This window comes from Altererythrobacter sp. Z27 (genome assembly GCF_052683155.1).
Genome location: NZ_JBQYMC010000001.1, coordinates 2,583,641 through 2,603,349 on the forward strand (window position 1 = coordinate 2,583,641; position 19,709 = coordinate 2,603,349).

A 19,709-nucleotide genomic window follows, 5' to 3' on the forward strand; every position below is an offset into this window, starting at 1 on the left:
CTAGAGCTTCACCCGCACGCCCAGCCTGCCGCTCAGCGGTTTGCCCGGCTGGATGTTGTTGTCGCCATGCGCGCTGGGGAAATAGCTCGCATCGAACAGGTTCTCGACGTTGAGTTGCAGCGAAAGCCGCTCACTCACAGTGTAATAGGCCGCGGCATCGACGCGGACATAGTCAGGCAAAGTCACGGCATTGCTGAAGCTGGCGAATTGCTCGTCCTGGTAGATCACGCCAAGGCCAAGCCCGAACTGCTCCGAGAAATCGTAGCGCGTCCAGGCGCTGAACTGGTGCTTTGGCAGTTGCTGCAGCCGCAAGCCTTCCGCACCGAAACTGCTGGTGCTGGTGATCTCGCCGTCGAGATAAGTATAGCCGATATTGGCTTGCCATGCCGGAGTGATTTCGCCGACGAGGTTGAACTCGAGCCCACGGGTGCGGCTTTCGCCGACCAGCGCGACAAGCGTTGGGTCCTGCGGATCGGGGCCCTTGGTGTTGGTCCGTTCGAGCTGGAACAGGGCTGCGGTCACGAACAGCTTGTCGCTGGGCGCCCATTTCGCGCCGATTTCGTAATTGGTGAACTTCTCGGGCGCGAAGGCTGTATCGCCCGGTGAGAGCAGGAAGAACTGATCGCCCGCCTGCGGCAGGAAGCTCGTGGCATAGCTGGCGTAAAGCGAAAGCTGGCCGCTGGGCTTGTAGATCAGGCCAACGCGCGGAGTGACTTTCTCATCCACACGGTCGCCGCGAACGCTGGTCAGCAGTTCGATCGTCCTGAGGTCGAAACGGTCCCAGCGCAGCCCGGCGATCAGCTGGAAATGATCGCCGATGTCGATCTGGTCTTGGACATAGCCCGAAAGGACTTCGAGCTCGCTGTGCCGGTCGCGCAGCGGGGCGGTGAGCGTGATCGCGGGGAAGGTGAAAATGTCAGCCAACGGCGTGGTGAAGCGGCTGGTCGTGCCGCCCGCGCCGTCATCGAATAATGCGTTTGCGCGGCCGTTGTTCGAATCCTGCCAGCTCGCTTCGAACCCGGCGAGGATCATGTGGTCGAGTGCGCCAGTAGAGACTTCCCAAACCAGGTTTGCTTGCGCGATCCAGTTCTGCCGGGCCTGCGTGTCGCGATAGCCGGAGAATTCCACATCGGCCCCGCCATTGCGCAGCCCGCTGGGCACCACGTTCTGGTAAGCCTTGTCATAATCGGCGAATTGCAGTGTGGCATTGGCCGAGAGATTGCTCGAGAATTCGTGATCGAGCCGTGCGCGGGCGATGTGGACCTGCGAATGGGTGTGGTTGAAATCACCATCGCCGAACAGCGTGTCGCGATAGCCCCGTTGAGGCCCGGAACCATCGGAAGGGTTGCCGCGATCCACAATCCGTTCGTCTTCCTCATAGGAATAGGAAGCGGTCAGCTTGGTAGCCGCGCCCAGTTCCACCGTAACCGTGGGCGAGACGCCGATGAAATGGCCAGTGTAGAAATCGCGGTTGCTGTCGAATTCCTCATAGGTGGCGTTGATGCGCATCGCCGAAGCTTCGGACAGCGTCGAGTTGACGTCACCCGCCAGCGCGAATGCGCCGAATGTGTCGGCCGACGCATCGAATTGAGCCTCGAAGCCATTGATCCGCGCAGCCTTGCTCACGCGGTTGACCACCCCGCCGCCGCCGCCGCGCCCGAAGATCAGGGCATTGGCGCCCTTCAGCACTTCGATCCGTTCGACATTGTAGAGCGAGCGGTAATATTGCGCGTCGTCGCGCAGCCCATCGAGGTAGAAGTCGGCAGTGGACTTCTGGCCGCGGATGAAGATCTCGTCGCGGTGGCCTTCGCCAGTCTCGATGCTGACGCCGGGCACATAACGCAGTGCATCGCCCAACTGGCGGATCGACTGGTCCTCAAGCTGGTCCTCGGTAATGAAAGTGATCGTTTGCGGCACGTCGATCACAGGGGTGGGCGTCTTGGTCCCGCTCGAGCCGTCATCTTCAGCATAGCCTTCGCGCTGGCCGGTCACGATGATGCCATCGGGCAAATATTGCCGGTCCTGCTCGGCCGCATCTGCGCCTGCTGCGGCGAATGCGGGGCTTGCCTGGGCCACGAAAAATGCGGCGCCGGCGAGCAGCCAGCCCTTGCTGATGGATGTCATCCCTGGTCCTATCTTTCGACTCAATTGCTGTTGGAGCGATCGCTATTGCGAATTATTCGCAAAAGCAACAGGCAAAGTGAACTTGCCGCAATTTTCTTGAATCGCTAGGGCGCGCAGGCATGAAATCGCCCGCTCGAAGAAGCCGGGCCGAACACGAGGATCTGCGCATGAAGGCAACAATCTGGCACAATCCCAATTGCGGCACGTCGCGCAAGACGCTGGCGATCCTCGAGGAAGCCGGAGTTGACCTGAGCGTGGTCGAATACCTCAAGAAGCCGCCCACGGCTGGCAAACTGGCGCAGCTCTATCGCGATGCCGGGATTACCCCGCAGCAGGGCTTGCGTCTTCGTGGAACCGATGCCGCCGAGCGCGGATTGCCCGACGCCGACGATGAAACCGTGCTGGCGGCGATGGCGGCCGAGCCGATCCTGATCGAACGCCCGCTGGTCGAAACGGAGAAGGGCGTACGCCTGTGCCGCCCGCAAGACGTGGTCGGCGAAATCCTCTGACGCGGAACTTAGTGCCGGTCGATGATCAGGTCGGCATCGCTGGTTAGCTTGCGCCAACCAAGCACATAGACCGCAGCGCAAAGCGTGCAGATCGCGGCAAAGCCGATCACGGGGTGGTGGCCATAGAGCCAGACCCCGATCGCCGGGGCGAAAATATATGCAGCGCCGTTCACCGAGGCGACCATGCCACTAACCTGGCCTTGTTCGCGCCGGGTCACGGCCAGCGATGCGCCAGAAGTGAAGCCCGGGCGATAGAGCCCGAAGCCGAGTGAGGCGATGGCAAAGCCCAAGGCGATCGAGTGAAGATCGCTGGAGACGGCGAAAGTGACGGTGCCGAGCGCGGCCAGCGCCATGCCCCACATGGTCGATCCGCGTGGCCCGAGCTTCAGCATCGGGATGAGGCCCCATTGCGCTAGCAAGGTTGCAATCGCGCCGGACATCAAGACCAGCCCGATCGGCCCGGCACCTGCGCCTGGGTCGCCGCGCAGGCCCAGCCGGTCGAGGATGAAGAAGCCGATGATACCCAGGGTCGCGGCCTGCGCATGGCCGCCCAAGAGCCCCGCAATCAGCCAGGGGCGCAGCCTTTCATCCTTCCACTTCAGGTGCGGAATATCGTCAGGCTCCGGCAGCGCGGCGCCACCTGCATCGGCTGGTGTGTCGTCGCTTTCGTCCTCTCCGGTCAGCGAGGAATTGGAACTGGCGCTGAAGGGGGCAGCCACCACCACGCCGCGCGCGGCATAGCTTGGCGCATCATTGGGAAGGCGCAGGCGGACCGCTACCAACACAAGCGCGGCGATCATGGCAAAGGCGAAGAATGGGCCGATAAGCCCGGTCCTCGGGAAAATAAGCAGCGGCGCGAGCGCCGGGCCGATCACTGTCCCAAGCCCGAAGCTGGACGCGATCAGAGCAAGCGCCTGTGTGCGCTCGGCGCGCGGCGTGCGGCTAGCGACATAGGCCTGCACTGCGGGCGGTGCGGCCGAGCCGAAGCCGCCATAGAGGCTTCGCGCAGCGGCGAAGAAGATCAGCGTAGCGCTCGCCGAGATGAAGCCCGCAAGGCCGAACCACAGCACCATGCCGCACAGCGCCATCGAGGAGATGAAGCCGAGCAGGCCCACCGCCATCATCGACTTGCGACCGCGCCGGTCGGACCGGCGTGCCCAAAGCGGTGCGCAGATAACCCACAGCAGTGCGGACCATGTATAGGCCAGGCTGATCCACACATCCGCCACGCCCAGCGCGGTGCCGATCGACGGCATGACCGACTGCATCGCGGTGTTGCCCGCTGCCGTCACCAGCATCACCGAGAACAGCAGCACCATCCGCTCGCGCGAAATGCGCGCCGGGGCCTTGGCCGGCGATGCAGTGGTGGTGGCAGCAGGTTCGAAGTCAGCCATGATCCGACAAGCGCTACGCCAGCGGCGTCAAGCTTGCAATGCGCGGCCGCATCTGCGAGGTCGCGCCTTAGACGGCTGCGAGCGAGAGTGCGGAAGCTATATGAATTCCAAAGGAGTTGTGATCGACCTGCGGCAGCGGCTGCGAGACCGGCTGGCGCTTTATGCAGGGCAATGGGCCGTTTTCTTCCGGGGATTTGTCGAACATCCGCGCATGGTCGGTTCGATCATCCCGTCTTCGCGCTTCACCGTGCAACAAATGCTCGAACCGGTCGACTGGCGCAATTGCCGCCTGTTCGTGGAATATGGCCCGGGCATCGGAACTTTCTGCCGCCCGGTGCTTGAGCGGTTGAGCGGGGATGCCACGCTGATCGTGATCGACACCAATCCGCTCTATATCGAATATTTGCAGCGAACGATCCGCGACAAGCGCTTCCACGCGGTGCTGGGTTCGGCAGCCGACGTCGAACAGATCATCCGTGAGCGTGGTTTCGAGCAGGCAGATTACATCCTGTCGGGCCTGCCGTTCTCGACCTTGCCGGCAGGCGTCGCCTCGGCGATCGGGGCCGCCACCCATCGCGCCTTGCGGCCGGGCGGCGGTTTCCTGGTTTACCAGTTCACTGCTGCATGCCTTGACTACATGCGCCCGCATTTTCCGCGCATCGACAGCGGTTTCGAATGGCTCAACATCCTGCCCTGCAAGCTGTTCTGGGCATGGAAGGCCGACGCGGGCGAGGATTGACCTGGACAGCACCCGCGCCGAGCGCGGTGGCTACTCGATAATTTCGGCCGGTTGCTCTGGGCGGTCACCGGCAAGCTGGCGATGCACGCCTGCAAGCACGGCGAAGAAAATCACCACGAACCCGGCGCTGATCGCGCTGCTGACCACGGCATTGCCGATCTTCTCGATCTCGCCGCCCATGGCTGCGAAAACGACCCCGAACACCATTGAGACCAGCGCGAAGATGACCACGGTCGCAATGAAAAGGAGCATGTAGAAAGCGAAGAGCCGCAGGCTGTTGCCCTTGGTCAGCCGCCAGGAACGTGACAGGACGCCCAGCGGATTAAGGATGCCGTCGATTGCGATCGCAGGCATGATCAGCGAGAACTTGATCGCCAGATAGATCGCGATGGGCGCGACGAGGAAAATGGCCAGCGGACTGGCTACCAGGGCGAGCGCAACCGGGATCGCAATTGCGAATACCACCAGCAAGTTGGTCACGAAGTAAGACGGGAAGGAAAGTACCCCGCGCTTGATTGCTTCACCCACAGTTGGCCTTGCGCGATCGGTCAACAGCGTCAACAGCGCCAGCGTGCCGATTGCTTGCGCGACGCCAGAAAGGAGGATTGCCCACCAGTAGTCGGCGTAGAGGCTCATCATGAAAGACATCATCGCTTCGGTATCGCCCGATTCAGCTATCGGCATTGCGGCGGCCTCCGGCATGATCAGCGAGATTGCCAGCGAGGGAAGGAAGAAGAAGACCCCGGCCACTACCAGCACGACATCGCGGTTGCGCCCGATAAGCGAAGTGGCAGTGTTCCACGCCGCGCCCATATCCAGCTTCATGACTGCTTCTCCCCGGTCGATACGCGAAAATTGCGCTCCCCCCTTGATAAGCGAGGCGAATGTCCCCACGCAATCGGCGATGGATCCGCAAACCACAGAAGCGATCGAGTGGCGCCGCGAAACGGGGCAAGTCCCCTATCGCGATGCGCTGGCCGAAATGGAGCTTCGCAATGCCGCGATCGCCGTGGGCGAGGCGCGCGAGCTGGTTTGGCTGCTTGAGCATCCCCCGGTCTATACTGCGGGGACAAGCGCAGCCGCCGACGAGCTGCTCGATCCGCGCTTCGAAGTGGTCGAGGCAGGGCGTGGCGGACGCTACACCTATCACGGGCCGGGCCAGCGGGTGGGCTATGTGTTGCTCGACCTGACGAAGCGCGGCAAGGATGTGCGCTGCTTCGTCCACGGGCTCGAACAATGGGTCATAGCGACGCTTGCCATCTTCGGGGTCGAAGGCTGGGCGGTCGATGGTAGGGTCGGCATCTGGACCAATGACATCGACGGGCGCGAAGCCAAGATCGGTGCAATCGGCGTGCGCGTGCGCCGCTGGGTCACCATGCATGGCTTCTCGGTCAATCTCGATCCGGACCTGTCGCATTTCACCGGCATCGTACCGTGCGGGATCGAAGAGTTCGGCGTCACCAGCCTCAAGCGGTTGGGGCTCGACATTTCGCCACAGGAATGGGACGAGGCGCTGATTGCCAAGGCGCCCGGTTTCCTCGAAGATCTGGCCAGTGCAAGCGGGAGACATTCATGCGAGGCCTGACAATTGCAATCCTGCCAGCCATGTTCGCACTGGCCGCCTGCAGTGGGCAGACACCCGAACGTGGCGACGACGCGCGCGAAGCCGAAGGCGAAGTGCTCGGCGGTTCGATCAGCGACGAAATGCTGCCGCTAGACCAGCTGCAATCGCAATCGCCTGTGTTGCGCGCAGCAAGCGCCGAACAGGAAGGCGAAGCCGGGGAAGAAGGCGAAACTACAGGCGAAGACGGCGAGGTTGCAGCCGAACCGGTCCCGGCAGGCGAAGAGACGCCCGCCGGATAGCCGGCCCTGCCCTTCAACCAATCAGGCTACGGCCTGTTCTTCTGCCAGTGTCGGGTAATCGACGTAACCCGCTTCCCCGGGGAAGTACCAGCTCTTGGGCACATCCTTATTGGGGTTCCAATGCGCGCCCACACGAATGCGTTCGGCGAGGTCAGGATTGGAGATATAGGGCCGCCCGAAGCTCACCGCATCGCACTTGCCGGAACTTACGCCCGCATCGGCCTCCGCGGCGGTGTAATCGCTATTGAGCACCAGCGAGCCCGAATAGATCTCGCGGATCAGCGGGCTTTGCTTGGGGACGTCGGTCTGCCCAAACGTGCCCTCCGGGCCGGGTTCGCGCAGTTCCACGAAGGCGAGGCCCAGATCCTCGCACACCTTGGCAGCGGCAGCGAATGTCGCGGGAGGATTGCTGTCGTCGCAGCCTTGAGATTCGCCATTGGGTGACAGGCGAATACCGACGCGGTCAGCGCCCCACACGTCGACCAGCGCTTCGAGCACCTCGCGCATGAAGCGGGTGCGGTTTTCGGGCGAACCGCCATATTCGTCGTCGCGGAAATTGGTCCCGTCGCGCAGGAATTGGTCGACCAGATAGCCGTTCGCGCCGTGAAGTTGGACCCCGTCGAACCCGGCAAGTTTGGCATTTTCGGCGGCACGGCGATAGTCGCCGATGGTACGCTTGATGTCATCGAGCGTCATGGCGCGGGCGGGCTGGTAATCCTGCCGCCCCACCGGTGTATGCGCATGGCCCGGCGCGCAGGTGGCGCTGGCCGAGAAAGGTGGTTCGCCGTCGAGGAAATAGGGATGGACAATGCGGCCCATGTGCCACAGCTGCATCACGATCAGCCCACCTTCTTCATGCACAGCCTTCGTCGAAGCCTTCCATGCTTCGGCCTGCTCGTCGCTCCAGATGCCCGGCGCTGAGGGCCATCCCAGCCCTTCGCGGCTGATCCCGGTCGCTTCGCTGATGATCAGCCCCGCTCCGGCTCGCTGGCGGTAATATGTCGCCATCACTTCATTGGGGACGAACATCGGCTCGGCCGCGCGGCCGCGTGTGAGCGGCGCCATGAAGATCCGGTTCTTCGCTTCGAGTGCGCCCATTTTGAGCGGCTGGAAGAGAGCGTCGTGCAAGGGGATTGTCCTTTCCTGTCCGAACTATTCGGCTTCGCACTTGGGGATTTCAGGGCTACGGCGCAACCATGGAAAAAGAGGGGGGCGTGGAAGAATCTCTTGCCCGGCCGCGCGGCTGGCTGCTGCTGCTCGCCCTTCTTGCAGGCAATGTGGCGCTGGCGCTTGGCCCGTGGTTCGTGCGGTTGGCGGACACCGGCCCGGTTTCCGCGGGATTCTGGCGGCTGTTCCTCGCGCTACCTTTCCTCGCGTTGGTTGCCCGAGCCAGCGGGCAGGCACTGACCGGCATACCGCGGCGCACTTTGGCGCTGGTGGCGCTGGGTGCAGTCACCTTCGGTCTCGATCTGGCCAGCTGGCATGTGGGGATCGAACTGACCCGGCTCGGCAATGCCACGCTGTTCGGCAATGCCGGCAGCATCGTGATGCTGTTTTGGGGATTCATCATAGCGCGCCATTTGCCGCGCGGTATGGAATGGCTCGCGATCCTCTTCGCGCTTGGAGGTGCCGCCATCCTGATGGGGCGCAGCGCGGAAATCTCCACCACCACAATGGTGGGCGACCTGTTCTGCCTCGCCGCAGGGCTGCTTTACGCTGTCTATCTTATCACCTTGCAGGGAGCGCGCCGGACGATCGGCAGTTGGAGCCTGCTGGTGTGGGTGAGCATCTTCGCTTGCCCCTTGCTGCTCGCCTTGGCGCTGGCGCTGGGCGAGCCGGTTTGGCCGAGTGACTGGGGTCCCGTGGTGGGCCTTTTTGTCGTCAGCCAGCTAGTGGGGCAGGGGCTGTTGGTCTATGCGATGGGCCACTTCCCTCCGCTGGTGATAGGGCTTGCGCTGTTGACCCAGCCGGCGGTCGCGGCGCTTTATGGCTATGGCGTGTTCGGCGAAGTGCTGCTGCCGCTCGATATTTTTGGCATGGTGCTATTGGGCAGTGCGCTGGTGGTGGCCCGTGGGAGCAGGCCTGCAACCAGCTAGCAACGATCAGACCTTGCCGAGGTCGCCTTTGCCAACGGTGCCGCTCGCCATTTCCAGCATCCGGTCGAGGCTTTTCTTGGCAGCCAGGCGTAGATCCTCCTCGATTTCGATCCGCGGCTCGAGGTCGCGCAGTGCGACATAGAGCTTTTCCATCGTGTTGAGCGCCATATAGGGGCAGATGTTGCAGCTGCAGTTGCCGTCCGCCCCCGGTGCGCCGATGAAGTTCTTCTCGGGCAGCGCCTTTTCCATCTGGTGGATGATGTGCGGTTCGGTCGCCACGATAAGCGTGTCGCCTTCGAACTCCTTGGCGAATTTCAATATGCCGCTGGTCGAGCCGACATAGTCGGCATGGTCGACGATCGAAGGCGGGCATTCGGGGTGCGCTGCCACCGGCGCGCCGGGATGCTGTTCCTTGAGCTTGAGCAGCTCGGTCTCACTGAATGCCTCGTGCACGATGCACACGCCAGGCCACAGCAGCATCTCGCGCCCGAACTTGCGGCTGAGATAGCCTCCCAGGTGCCGGTCGGGGCCGAAGATGATCTTCTGCTCGGGCGGGATCTGCGCAAGGATCGTCTCCGCGCTGGAGCTGGTGACGATGACATCGCTCAGCGCCTTAACTTCGGTCGAACAGTTGATGTAGGTCAGCGCGATGTGATCGGGATGCGCTTCGCGGAAGGCCTTGAACTTCTCGGGCGGGCAACTGTCTTCAAGGCTGCAGCCGGCGTCCATGTCGGGCAGGATCACGATTTTTTCGGGGCTGAGGATCTTGGCGGTTTCCGCCATGAACTTGACCCCGCAGAAGGCGATCACGTCAGCGTCGGTATCAGCCGCCTTGCGGCTGAGTTCGAGCGAATCCCCCACAAAGTCGGCGATGTCCTGGATATCGGCCGTCTGGTAGTAATGCGCCAGGATCACTGCGTTGCGCTCTTTGCGCAAGCGATCGATCTCGGCCAGCAGGTCCTTGCCGGTGGGGACTTTGGTCTCGACGCTCATCAATCAATCCAGTCAGTTGCCGCTGGCATCCATATAGGGCGCCAGCGGCAATTTGCGAGCGCGTTTCGGCCGATATTACATCGTGAAACCGGGAGGCATGAAGGCCTCCATCGGCCGCTCGGCGCCGGGAGTGCCTGCCACGACCTGTTCGGTCAGCGAAACGCCCAGCGGGCTATAGGCGATGAGATCAGCCACAACCTGCGCACCCAGTACGATTGCGATCCCCCACAGCCATGCCGGATGCACTTTACCGCTGCGGCGCCAGTCGGCGATCGCCCCGACCAGCGGGAAGATCATCGTGACCACGATCATGATCCGCCATGCATGCGGCATCATCAGCGGCATCGGGAGCAGGCGCCCAAGGCCCGGGCCGGTCAGGATCGCCATCGCACAGACCATAAGGCGACGGTGCCAGCCGGTGTGGCGCCGCGCCTTCAACGCGCCGAAAGCAAGCCCGGCGAACACGAGCAACTGCAGAATGTTGCTGATCAGGAATTCGTTCTGGTCGAAGAAGAACGGGCCGCCATTGCGCCGCATTACGGCGATCATGATGACGAAGCCCATTACGACCATGAGCGGAATCCAGAGATAGGCGAGTTGCCCCAGCCGCTTGTGCAAGGCGACATTGCCGCCTGCGATGAAATTCGCCTGAGCCAGGAAAATCACCACCCAGCCGAAGAAGACCAGGCCGTGCACGTGATATTGCCAAGGCACGTCGAAGGTCGAACGGCCCATTGCAAGGTTGGTTGCGAAGCCGGCCACGATGATGAGCGACATCACCCAGGCCATGATCTGGAAAAAGCGCCGTTCGGGATCGGCGTGGATCTTGAAAGTAGTTGCCATTGTTTGAAACCCTCCTCGTCCCCGCCCGCATCCTATATCGGAGCGGCAAAGCAGGGAAGACGGGCGCCAGATGGCGAATTTGCCGCGATCCGCTAGGGACGGTCGACCAAAAGCGTCCAGACATCGTCGAAAGAACTAACCATTCCGCGCTTTTGCAGGTCGAGCATGTGTGCCGTGACGCTCATCTGCGCGGCCTTGACTAGCCTTTCGTCGAGGCCCTTGTACATTTCGGGTATGAATTCCGGGATCGTGCGTGCGCGGTCACCCAGCAGGCGCAGGATCTGGTTTTCGCGCTGGCGGCGATGGCCCATCATCCCCCGCACCAGCTGGCGCGGCTTTTCGATCGGTTCGCCATGGGCCGAATAATAGACGCGGTCATCGCGCGCCTGCAGCTTGTCGAGGCTCTTCATGTAATCGCCCATGTCCCCGTCGGGCGGGATCACCACGCTGGTCGACCAACCCATCACATGGTCGCCAGTGAACAGCGCGCCGCTTTCCTCAAGCGCAAAGCACAGATGGTTCGACGTGTGCCCCGGCGTGTGCAGCGCGCGCAGGGTCCAGCCGGTTCCCGTCATCGCTTCGCCATCTTCCAGCACGCGATCGGGGGCATAAGTGGTGTCGAAGGCTTCGTCGCTGCGCGGCAGGTCGCTTTCAATCACCAGCGGCGCGCAGCCTACCACAGGCGCGCCGGTGCGTTCTGAAAGTGGCGCGGCAGCCGGTGAATGGTCGCGGTGTGTATGCGTGCACATGATCGCGACGAGATTAGCATCTCCGATCGCTGCCAGAATGGCCTCGATATGCGCTTCGTCCGCCGGACCGGGATCGATCACCGCCACATCGCCGGCATTGCCGACGATATAGGTCTGCGTGCCGGTGTATGTATAGGGCGAGGGATTGGGCGCGAGCACGCGCCGCACGAGCGGTTCGCATAGTTCGGCCATACCGGTGGGCCAGGGCTTTGGAGGTAACGCCATGGCTTGCATATGGCGATGAGCCTGCCACATGTCACGCCTGAGAGAATTGGGAGGCCGCGCGTGAGTGAATTTATCCTGGTGCTCGACGAGGGGACGACATCGACCCGTGCGATGCTGTTCGATCGCGGCGGCGCGCTCAAAGGCGTCGCGCAGCAGGAACTCACCCAACATTACCCTACGCCCGGCTGGGTAGAGCACGACGCCGCCGAGATCTGGAACAAGACGCTCGCCTGCGCGCGCGAAGTGACTGAAAAGGCTGGCGGTGCTGATCATATCGCCTGCATCGGCATCACGAACCAGCGCGAAACGGTGGTGGCGTGGGATCGCACGACCGGCGAGCCGCTCGCCCGCGCCATCGTATGGCAGGACCGGCGGACCGCTGATTTCTGTGCGAACCTGCGCGAGGCCGGGCATGAAGCCGAAGTGCAGCGCCGCACCGGGCTGCTGCTCGATCCCTATTTCTCTGGCACGAAGATGCGCTGGTTGCTCGATAATGACGCGGCGGTGCGCGGTGCATCGGAAGCGGGCAGGCTGGCGCTGGGCACAGTCGAAAGCTGGCTTGTCTACAAGCTCACTGGCGGTGCGCATGTCTCCGATGCCAGCAACGCCAGCCGCACTTTGCTGATGGAACTGGGCGGGGCGGGCTTCGACGAGGGGCTGTGCGAATTGTTCGGCGTGCCGCATGGCGCCTTGCCACAAGTGGTAGACAATGCGGGCGAGTTGGGCGTGGCACGGGCCGAATGGCTCGGGCGCGAAATCCCGATCACCGGGCTCGCGGGCGACCAGCAGGCCGCCACCATCGGGCAGGCTTGCCTAACTCCCGGAGAAACCAAAGCGACATTTGGCACTGGCGCTTTCGTGCTGACCCACAAGGGCGGCGAAATTCCCGCCTCGGCCAATCGCTTGCTCGGTACGGTGCTCTACCAATTGGGTGGGCAACGCATCTATGCGCTCGAAGGCTCGGTCTTCGTCGCGGGCAGCCTGGTGCAATGGCTGCGCGATTCACTCGGCATCGTCGATGTCGCTGCGCAGACCGAAGCGCTCGCCCGCTCGATCCCCGACAGCGGCGGGGTAACGATCGTGCCCGCGCTCACCGGCCTGGGAGCACCGCATTGGCGGGCCGACGCGCGCGGAGTGATAACCGGTCTCAGTTTCGCCAGCGGCAAGGCCGAACTGGCACGCGCTGCACTGGAAGCCATGGCGCACCAGACGCATGATCTTGCCGAAGCATTCGCAGCCGATGACGCACGCTGGGCCACACTGCGGATCGACGGCGGGATGAGCGCCAACAACTGGATGGCTCAGGACCTCGCCAACATGCTTGGACTGCCGGTAGAACGGCCCGATTTCGTCGAAACGACCGCGCTGGGCACTGCGATGCTGGCTGCAACGGGAGCCGGGATTCATCCGGACCTGCCAACTGCGGCCTCTGCCATGCGCGGCGATTTGAGCAGCTTTGCGCCGGAAATGGTGGCGGAGGTCCGGAACGAGCGGCTGGCGCGTTGGCACGCCGCGCTGGCGGCGGCCTGAATTGCGACGTCTGCTTAAGGTCAGCGCTGGTTGAGCGCGCGGCCGAGGCGTTCGTGCATGTGATGCACCATCGGCTGCGCGTCGAACCGTTCGCCCCATGCCTGGTCGAGCCGGGCAATGCGGCGGTGCAGCCGGATCGTATCGTCGATCAGGTCGCGCGTGCCATGTTCGAGAAGATCGAGGTCTTCGGCGCGCGAAGGGCGATCTTCCGGCAAGCGCCCATGGCGCCGCAACTGTGCTTCGTTGAGTTCGCCCGCGAAATAGGCGCGCTGGTTGAGTAGCCACGCAAGGATATGCATCATGCGTGTCGTGGCCCGCAGCCCTTCGCTCGACAGCGCCAGGCGTAGCTGGTCGCTGGTGTCGGCCGCGGGCTCGCCCATGCCCAGCGCGAACACCGAACGCACTTCATCGGCGAGCAGCAAGGCTTCGCTGTAGAGCGATTCAATGATCGGACGTGAAAGGCTGGTGGTACGAACCATGGCGACACCGCTAATCCCGAGATCGGGCCAAGGTCCAGAGCGGCAACCATATTCTCCGCCACTTCTCGGGCCATTGTCCCAAACCGGTACGGATCGGCAGGCGGCATTAACCAAGAAGACGCCAAAAAACTCGGTATTTCCGTATGTTCGATGCAGGCAGCGCATCCATCTGACGACGGGCGGTTTACGATGTGGGGATGCAGCCCGGCTGCACACCCGGCTCCCCTGCGATCAGGCAATGATATCGGGCAGCAGCGTGTCTTCGATCAGTGCGATCTGGTCTTTCAGCCTGAGCTTTCGCTTCTTCAGGCGAGCGATTTGCAGCTGGTCTTGCGATCCGGCTTCGGTCAGCGCGGTGATTGCGGCATCGAGATCGCGATGCTCGGTACGCAGCAGTTCCAGCCGCTTGCGAAACTCCTGCTCGGTCAATCAAGTGCCTCCCGAAAATGTCTTTGGCTCGCGCGGCGGACGTTACGTGCCGAATAGGGGGTCGGCCGGTCTTTTCAAGATAGGGATATTATGATTTGATGACAATTCGCGGCTCGTTCGCGCCTGGACGAGTCGCTCCTGTGATTAACCCACAGAGGAGAACCTTGATGGAATCGTCGCACGTCCAAGCGCTGCAATCCAAACATGCCGGTCTCGAAGCCCGTCTTCGCGAGGAAATGAACCGGCCCGCGCCCGATCTTGCGATGGTCCAGCAACTCAAGAAGCACAAGTTGCGCATCAAGGAAGAACTCTCTGCCACCTGATCGGCTGCGGCTGATTCACCTCTGAACTGCGATCGCGCCTGGCCTGTGCAGGCGATGCATTGTGGCGTTTTGCATTGCGCCCAAGCTGCTATAGGTACGGCCGATGTCTGCCACTGCTTCAGCCCGCTTGATCCTCACCCGCCTGCACGAGGTGATGGCTTCCCGCCTCCATGCGCAGGGCAAGCTTGATCAGGTCGCCGAAATCATCGGCCAGAGCCTCGATAGCGAAGTCTGCTCGGTCTACCTCCTGCGCGAAGGCATGCTGGAACTGTTCGCGACCCGCGGCCTCAACAAGAGCGCGGTCCACGTCACCCGCATGGCGATCGGCGAAGGCCTGACCGGCACGATCGCTGCCAATATCGAAACGCTGAACCTGGCCGAGGCAAAGGCGCATCCGGACTTCCAGTATCGCCCTGAAACGGGCGAAGAGAAGTATCACAGCTTCGCGGGCGTCCCGATCGTCTATCGCGAGCGCGCGGTGGGCGTGCTGTGCGTGCAGCATGTCGATCCCCGGCGCTACGAGGACATCGAGATCGAGGCGCTGCAGACCACTGCAATGGTCCTGTCCGAGCTGATCGCCAATGCCGGGTTGATCGATGAGGAAGAGGCGCTTGGCCTGACCGAGGGGCAGACCGGCACCCAGACGGTGACCGGGCTGACGCTGGTGAAGGGGCTCGCCGCCGGGCAGGCGGTGTACCACCAGCCGCGCGTCACCATCGACCAGGTGATGGCCGACGATATCGAGGCGGAGCGCCAGCGGGTCTATCGCGCCTTCGACAAGATGCGCGAGCAGATCGACAACATGGCCAGCCAGGCCGAATTCGGCGGCGCGGGCGAGCATGAAGAGGTCCTCGAGACCTACAAGATGTTCGCCTATGACGAAGGCTGGAGCCGCCGCATCAATGAAGCGATCGACAGCGGGCTCACTGCCGAAGCGGCGATCGAGCGCGTGCAGCAGCGCACCCGCATGAGGATGCGCGAAATCGACGATCCGCTGCTGGCCGACCGGATGCACGATCTTGAGGATCTGGCGAACCGGCTGCTGCGGATCGTCTCAGGTCAGCTGGGTACCGCGGCGCAGCAGGGCCTGCCCCGAGATTCGATCCTGATCGCGCGCAATCTCGGCCCGGCCGAACTGCTCGAATATGACCGGCGTCGGCTCAAAGGCGTGATCCTCGAGGAAGGCTCGCTCACCGCGCATGTGGTGATCGTGGCGCGCGCCATGGGTATTCCGGTGCTCGGTCGCGCTCGGGGTATCCGCGGGATTATCCGCGATGGCGACGAAATCCTGCTCGACGCCGACAATTCAACCGCGACGATCCGCCCTTCGCCGCAGGTGACGGCCGCGTTCGATGCGCGCTTCGCCAAGACGCGCGAGAAGCAGGCCGCCTATGCCAAGCTGCGCGACGTCGAACCCTTCACGCGTTGCGGCACGAGAGTGCAGGTGATGATCAATGCCGGTCTGCGCGACGATATCTCGGCGCTGGCGATGACCGGGGCGGACGGGGTCGGGCTGTTCCGCACCGAATTCCAGTTCCTCGTTTCGGCCACCTTGCCCCAGCGCGAGCGCCAGACGCGGCTCTATCGCGATGTGCTCGATGCGGCGGGCGACAAGCCGGTGATCTTCCGGACGGTCGATATTGGCGGCGACAAGGCCGTGCCCTATCTCCAGTCCGAACACGCCGAGCATGACGAGAATCCTGCCATGGGTTGGCGCGCGCTGCGGCTCGCGCTGGAGCGCGAAGGCCTGCTCAAGGTGCAGGCGCGCGCGCTGCTTGAAGCTTCGGCGGGACGCGATCTCTATGTAATGTTCCCGATGGTGTCGGAGCCGTGGGAATTCGACGCTGCCAAGCAGGTATTCGAAGACCAGCTCAATCATCTGCGTACGAAGAAAAAGCTGTTGCCGGATTCGATCCGCTTCGGCGCAATGCTGGAAGTGCCTGCGCTCGCCGAAGTGCTCGATATCTTGCTGCCGCGGGTCGATTTCCTGTCGGTCGGCACCAACGACCTGACTCAGTTCCTGTTCGCGGCGGATCGCGCGAATCCAAAATTGGCCGAGCGGTACGACTGGCTGAGCCCATCGATCCTGCGCTTCCTCCGCCGTGTTTCGTTGGCGATGGTGGGCCAGCAGGTCGATTTGGGCGTGTGCGGCGAGATGGGTGGGCGCAGGCTCGAGGCCTTGGCGCTGCTCGGCATCGGCTTCCGCCGCCTGTCGATCACGCCCGCCGCTGTCGGCCCGATCAAGGAACTGGTGCGCAAAGTGGACCTTGGCGAAATCACTGCGGCAATGAATGGCTGGCTGTCAGACCCGACGGTGGAACTGCGCAAGGAACTGCAGGCCTGGGCCGACCAGCGCGGCATCGAAACCGACTGAGGCCGGAGTGCGCTGGATTCATTGACCCTATGTGCAGGACGGCTCGTCCCGATCCGGCATCGGGGCGCGTCCGGCGCGCTTGACACCATCGGCAGGACAGCGTTCTTCTGCCACGGGAAATAAGGGTCGCAAAACCATGGATGAGGAAGAGATCGTCTCGCACGACGGAGAATTGCCGCTCGAAGGCGTCGCCCAGAAATTGCGGCGGGCGCGTGAGGAGCAGAAGCTTTCGCTTGCCGACATGGCCGGGCGGACGCGCATTGCGCTGCGCCATATCGAGATCATCGAGAGGGGCGATTTTGCCGAACTGCCTGCGCGGACCTATGCGATCGGTTTCACCCGCACCTATGCCCGCGAACTCGGGCTCGACGAGAATCAGCTGCTCGCCGAGTTGCGCGAGGAGCTGGCGCAGGGAGGGGCGCATCGCCATTCATATGCTCCCGGGTTCGAACCGGGCGATCCGGCAAAGGTCCCACCTCCGGGGATTGTCTGGGCTTCCATCATCGCGGTGTTGCTCTTGGCGATTGGCGTCTATGCCTTTTACTCGCGCTTCTATGCGCCAGGCGCCGATCCCGCGCCAATCGTGGCAGAGGCTGAACCCGCACCCGCGCCCAGGGCCGCCGCCGCGGTTCCGGCTGCGCCTGCCGCTTCGGCCGACGAGGTTGTGTTCACTGCCTTGGAAGACGGCGTGTGGGTGAGCTTCTACGAGGCAGGCGGGCGCAGGCTCGAACAGAAGCTGATGGCCCGTGGTGAGCGCTTTGTCGTGCCGGAAGACGCGCGCGATCCGCGCGTCTGGACCGGCAGGCCCGATGCCTTCGCGATCACGATCGGTGGCCAACCTGCACCAAAGCTGGCCGAGCAGCAGGTGACAGTGCGCGATGTCGCCATCACGGCAAAGGCGCTTCGCGAGCGCCCGGAACCGGCGGCGACGCCGGAGCCTGCCTCGCAAGTCATAACCGGCTGAGGATTTCCCACCATTTTGGCGGGTCAACGGCTCGACTTGAGCGGGCGGTTTGAGGCAGGATTCGCCTGAGGTTCAGGCAAGGCGTGGCAGACCCCCCGGGGCTGTGTGCCAGCCTGCCATTCTGATCGAGGAGTTCGGCAAGTGAAATTGTTCCCCCTTTCGCGTGCGGCTGCCGCCGGGCTTGCCCTGGCAGTGGTGGCGACTTCGCCCGTGCCTGCAATGGCGCAGGAGCAGTCGTCCGAAGCGCGTATCCGCAAGATCGAGTCTGAAATTCGCGCCCTGCAGCGCCAGGTCTTCCCTGGTGGCGATGCGCGCTTCTTCGAACCTGAAATCAGCACCGCCCAGACGCCTGACCGCAATCCGGCCAGTACGACTTCGACCACGGCCGTCACCGATATTCTGGTGCGGCTCGACGCAATCGAGGCCCAGCTGCAGAGCCTGACGGCAGCTGGCGAGGAAAACCGCAATGCGGTCGCCCTGCTGGAGGAACGTGTGGCGGCGCTCGAAGCTAATGGTGCACCTGCCGCCGAGGAAACTTCCGCGCCCGCCGAAGAACCGGCGGCAACCCAGAGCAACCTTGCGGCGATGACAGGCACTACTGCACGCCCGACTGCAGAACTGCCGCCAGCGGCAGCCGCTGCTCCCGCCACTGCCGCATCCGCAACTCCGGCAGCGACCGGCCCCACCGCGACCCGCCTTGCCGGTGTGCAGGCGATCACAAAGCCGCAGACCGAAGACGCCGGGGATGATGAATACACCTATGGCTTCCGCCTGTGGGAGGCCCGCTATTTCCCCGAAGCGCAGCAGCAGCTTTCGCTCTTCGTCGAGAAATATCCCAGCCACTGGCGGACCACCTATGGCCGCAATTTGCTTGGCCGTGCCTATCTCGACGATGGCAAGGCGCGCGAAGCGGCGCCCTGGTTCCTGCGCAATTACCAGGTGGACAAGCAGGCCGCGCGCGCTGGCGATAGCCTGCTGTACCTTGCCGAGACGATGATCGCTCTCGACGATACCAGCCGCGCCTGCATCGCACTGGCCGAATTCGCGGAAACCTATCCGGCGCTCGCGACCGGCCGCCTGCAGAGCCAGTACGATTCCAACCGGCAAAAGGTGAAATGCAATTGATAGGGCGCTCCCTCCCGAACTGATTGCGCGCCTTGCCGCGGAGCTGGCCCGTCTCGGGGCGGGCTCCGCGCAACTGGGTGTGGCGGTTTCGGGCGGGCCGGACAGCCTTGCATTGCTGTTGCTGGCTGCAGCGGCGCGGCCGGGCGCGATTGAAGCTGCCACGGTCGACCACGGGTTGCGACCTGAGAGTGCCGCCGAGGCGGAGATGGTTGCATCCATCTGCGATGAACTGGGCGTACCGCATGCGGTGCTCAAGGTTGAAGTGGCGCCGGGCAATCTGCAGCAGGAAGCGCGGCTGGCGCGTTACCGCGCGCTTGGCGAATGGCAGCAGGCTCGAGGCATCGATATCCTGATGACCGCGCATCATGCGGACGACCAGGCTGAAACGCTGCTGATGCGGCTCAACCGCGGCAGCGGGCTGGGCGGGCTTGCCGGGGTCCGTTCGCGTGGCAGCAATCCCGCCAATGGCGGGATTGTGCTGCGCCCCCTTCTGGGCTGGCGCAAGGACGAGCTTGAACGGATCGTGCGGGATTGCGTCGTGGCTCCTGCACGCGATCCCTCGAACGAGGATGATCGGTTCGACCGTGCACGCATCCGCAAGGCCTTGGCCACGGCTGACTGGCTCGACCCGGCGGCCGTTGCCCAAAGCGCGGCCTGTCTGGCGGATGCAGAGGCGGCGCTGCAGCACTACGCTCGGGCGGAGTGGGATGAGCAGGTCGACTTGGCGGATAGCGAAATCCGCTATCGTCCTGAGTCATCGACTCCGCGCGAGATCCGTTTGCGGGTGCTGGCGCGCGCGCTTGAGCGGCTCGGCGGCCAGCCGCGCCTGTCGCAAGTCGCCGAATTGCTCGATGTGCTCGAACGCGGCGAGGGGGGAAATCTCGCCAGTGTGCTCGCACGGGCGGAGAAGGATGCATGGGTACTGCGCCCTGAACCGCCCCGCCACTAAG

General features: G+C 63.4%; 20 protein-coding genes. 11 read left to right on the forward strand and 9 right to left on the reverse strand.

Annotated features, from left to right (window positions below; translation table 11 throughout):
- Window positions 1–2,124 carry a TonB-dependent receptor gene (locus ACUJ47_RS12515; RefSeq protein ID WP_445538714.1) on the reverse strand — a complete coding sequence of 708 codons (2,124 nt, stop codon included), beginning with the start codon at window positions 2,122–2,124 and terminating at the stop codon, window positions 1–3.
- A 167-nt stretch (window positions 2,125–2,291) separates the two neighbouring features.
- Between ACUJ47_RS12515 and arsC the strand changes: the two genes are divergently transcribed.
- Entirely contained in the window at window positions 2,292–2,633 is a 342-nt protein-coding gene (arsC, locus tag ACUJ47_RS12520; RefSeq protein WP_445538715.1) for an arsenate reductase (glutaredoxin), read from the forward strand.
- 8 nt (window positions 2,634–2,641) lie between these two features.
- Here arsC and ACUJ47_RS12525 read toward each other — a convergent pair whose 3' ends face one another.
- Entirely contained in the window at window positions 2,642–4,027 is a 1,386-nt protein-coding gene (locus ACUJ47_RS12525) for an MFS transporter (protein WP_445538716.1), read from the reverse strand.
- A 100-nt stretch (window positions 4,028–4,127) separates the two neighbouring features.
- Between ACUJ47_RS12525 and ACUJ47_RS12530 the strand changes: the two genes are divergently transcribed.
- Window positions 4,128–4,766 carry a class I SAM-dependent methyltransferase gene (locus ACUJ47_RS12530; protein ID WP_445538717.1) on the forward strand — a complete coding sequence of 213 codons (639 nt, stop codon included), beginning with the start codon at window positions 4,128–4,130 and terminating at the stop codon, window positions 4,764–4,766.
- A gap of 30 nt (window positions 4,767–4,796) precedes the next feature.
- Here ACUJ47_RS12530 and ACUJ47_RS12535 read toward each other — a convergent pair whose 3' ends face one another.
- Entirely contained in the window at window positions 4,797–5,591 is a 795-nt protein-coding gene (locus ACUJ47_RS12535; RefSeq protein ID WP_445538718.1) for a glycerophosphoryl diester phosphodiesterase membrane domain-containing protein, read from the reverse strand.
- Window positions 5,592–5,670: 79 nt separating this feature from the next.
- Between ACUJ47_RS12535 and lipB the strand changes: the two genes are divergently transcribed.
- On the forward strand, window positions 5,671–6,351 hold the full coding sequence (gene lipB / locus ACUJ47_RS12540) for a lipoyl(octanoyl) transferase LipB (protein ID WP_445538719.1): 681 nt from the start codon (window positions 5,671–5,673) through the stop codon (window positions 6,349–6,351).
- Window positions 6,339–6,629: a hypothetical protein gene (locus tag ACUJ47_RS12545; protein ID WP_445538720.1), complete on the forward strand. Its 291-nt coding sequence runs from the start codon at window positions 6,339–6,341 to the stop codon at window positions 6,627–6,629. The genes lipB and ACUJ47_RS12545 overlap by 13 nt, the downstream gene beginning before the upstream one ends.
- A gap of 21 nt (window positions 6,630–6,650) precedes the next feature.
- Here ACUJ47_RS12545 and ACUJ47_RS12550 read toward each other — a convergent pair whose 3' ends face one another.
- Complete coding sequence (locus ACUJ47_RS12550) at window positions 6,651–7,757, reverse strand: alkene reductase (RefSeq protein ID WP_445538721.1); 1,107 nt, start codon at window positions 7,755–7,757, stop codon at window positions 6,651–6,653.
- A gap of 68 nt (window positions 7,758–7,825) precedes the next feature.
- Here ACUJ47_RS12550 and ACUJ47_RS12555 point away from each other — a divergent pair, with 68 nt between their 5' ends.
- On the forward strand, window positions 7,826–8,725 hold the full coding sequence (locus ACUJ47_RS12555; protein WP_445538722.1) for a DMT family transporter: 900 nt from the start codon (window positions 7,826–7,828) through the stop codon (window positions 8,723–8,725).
- Between the two features lie 6 nt (window positions 8,726–8,731).
- Here ACUJ47_RS12555 and nadA read toward each other — a convergent pair whose 3' ends face one another.
- The 3 genes from nadA to ACUJ47_RS12570 form a co-directional block, all read right to left on the reverse strand.
- Window positions 8,732–9,718 (reverse strand): quinolinate synthase NadA, encoded by a 987-nt coding sequence (gene nadA / locus ACUJ47_RS12560; RefSeq protein ID WP_445538723.1) that lies wholly within the window; start codon window positions 9,716–9,718, stop codon window positions 8,732–8,734.
- Window positions 9,719–9,793: 75 nt separating this feature from the next.
- A complete protein-coding gene (locus tag ACUJ47_RS12565; RefSeq protein ID WP_445538724.1) occupies window positions 9,794–10,561 on the reverse strand; it encodes a hypothetical protein in 768 nt (255 codons plus the stop codon).
- A gap of 92 nt (window positions 10,562–10,653) precedes the next feature.
- Window positions 10,654–11,535 (reverse strand): MBL fold metallo-hydrolase, encoded by an 882-nt coding sequence (locus tag ACUJ47_RS12570; protein ID WP_445538725.1) that lies wholly within the window; start codon window positions 11,533–11,535, stop codon window positions 10,654–10,656.
- Window positions 11,536–11,595: 60 nt separating this feature from the next.
- Here ACUJ47_RS12570 and glpK point away from each other — a divergent pair, with 60 nt between their 5' ends.
- On the forward strand, window positions 11,596–13,065 hold the full coding sequence (gene glpK, locus ACUJ47_RS12575) for a glycerol kinase GlpK (protein WP_445538726.1): 1,470 nt from the start codon (window positions 11,596–11,598) through the stop codon (window positions 13,063–13,065).
- Window positions 13,066–13,085: 20 nt separating this feature from the next.
- On the opposite strand, the gene ACUJ47_RS12580 is transcribed toward glpK, so the two are convergent.
- Together ACUJ47_RS12580 and ACUJ47_RS12585 are read right to left on the reverse strand one after the other, a co-directional pair.
- Entirely contained in the window at window positions 13,086–13,544 is a 459-nt protein-coding gene (locus ACUJ47_RS12580) for a DUF1465 family protein (protein WP_445538727.1), read from the reverse strand.
- Between the two features lie 231 nt (window positions 13,545–13,775).
- Entirely contained in the window at window positions 13,776–13,973 is a 198-nt protein-coding gene (locus ACUJ47_RS12585; RefSeq protein WP_445538728.1) for a YdcH family protein, read from the reverse strand.
- A 167-nt stretch (window positions 13,974–14,140) separates the two neighbouring features.
- Between ACUJ47_RS12585 and ACUJ47_RS12590 the strand changes: the two genes are divergently transcribed.
- The 5 genes from ACUJ47_RS12590 to tilS all read left to right on the forward strand — a co-directional run bounded on the left by ACUJ47_RS12590 (window position 14,141) and on the right by tilS (window position 19,708).
- Complete coding sequence (locus ACUJ47_RS12590; protein ID WP_445538729.1) at window positions 14,141–14,296, forward strand: YdcH family protein; 156 nt, start codon at window positions 14,141–14,143, stop codon at window positions 14,294–14,296.
- A gap of 103 nt (window positions 14,297–14,399) precedes the next feature.
- Complete coding sequence (ptsP, locus tag ACUJ47_RS12595) at window positions 14,400–16,670, forward strand: phosphoenolpyruvate--protein phosphotransferase (RefSeq protein WP_445538730.1); 2,271 nt, start codon at window positions 14,400–14,402, stop codon at window positions 16,668–16,670.
- A gap of 136 nt (window positions 16,671–16,806) precedes the next feature.
- On the forward strand, window positions 16,807–17,634 hold the full coding sequence (locus ACUJ47_RS12600; RefSeq protein ID WP_445538731.1) for a helix-turn-helix domain-containing protein: 828 nt from the start codon (window positions 16,807–16,809) through the stop codon (window positions 17,632–17,634).
- A gap of 141 nt (window positions 17,635–17,775) precedes the next feature.
- A complete protein-coding gene (locus ACUJ47_RS12605) occupies window positions 17,776–18,759 on the forward strand; it encodes a tetratricopeptide repeat protein (RefSeq protein WP_445538732.1) in 984 nt (327 codons plus the stop codon).
- Between the two features lie 43 nt (window positions 18,760–18,802).
- Window positions 18,803–19,708, forward strand: a complete 906-nt coding sequence (tilS, locus tag ACUJ47_RS12610; RefSeq protein ID WP_445538902.1) for a tRNA lysidine(34) synthetase TilS — start codon at window positions 18,803–18,805, stop codon at window positions 19,706–19,708.
- The last annotated feature ends 1 nt before the right edge of the window (window position 19,709 follow it).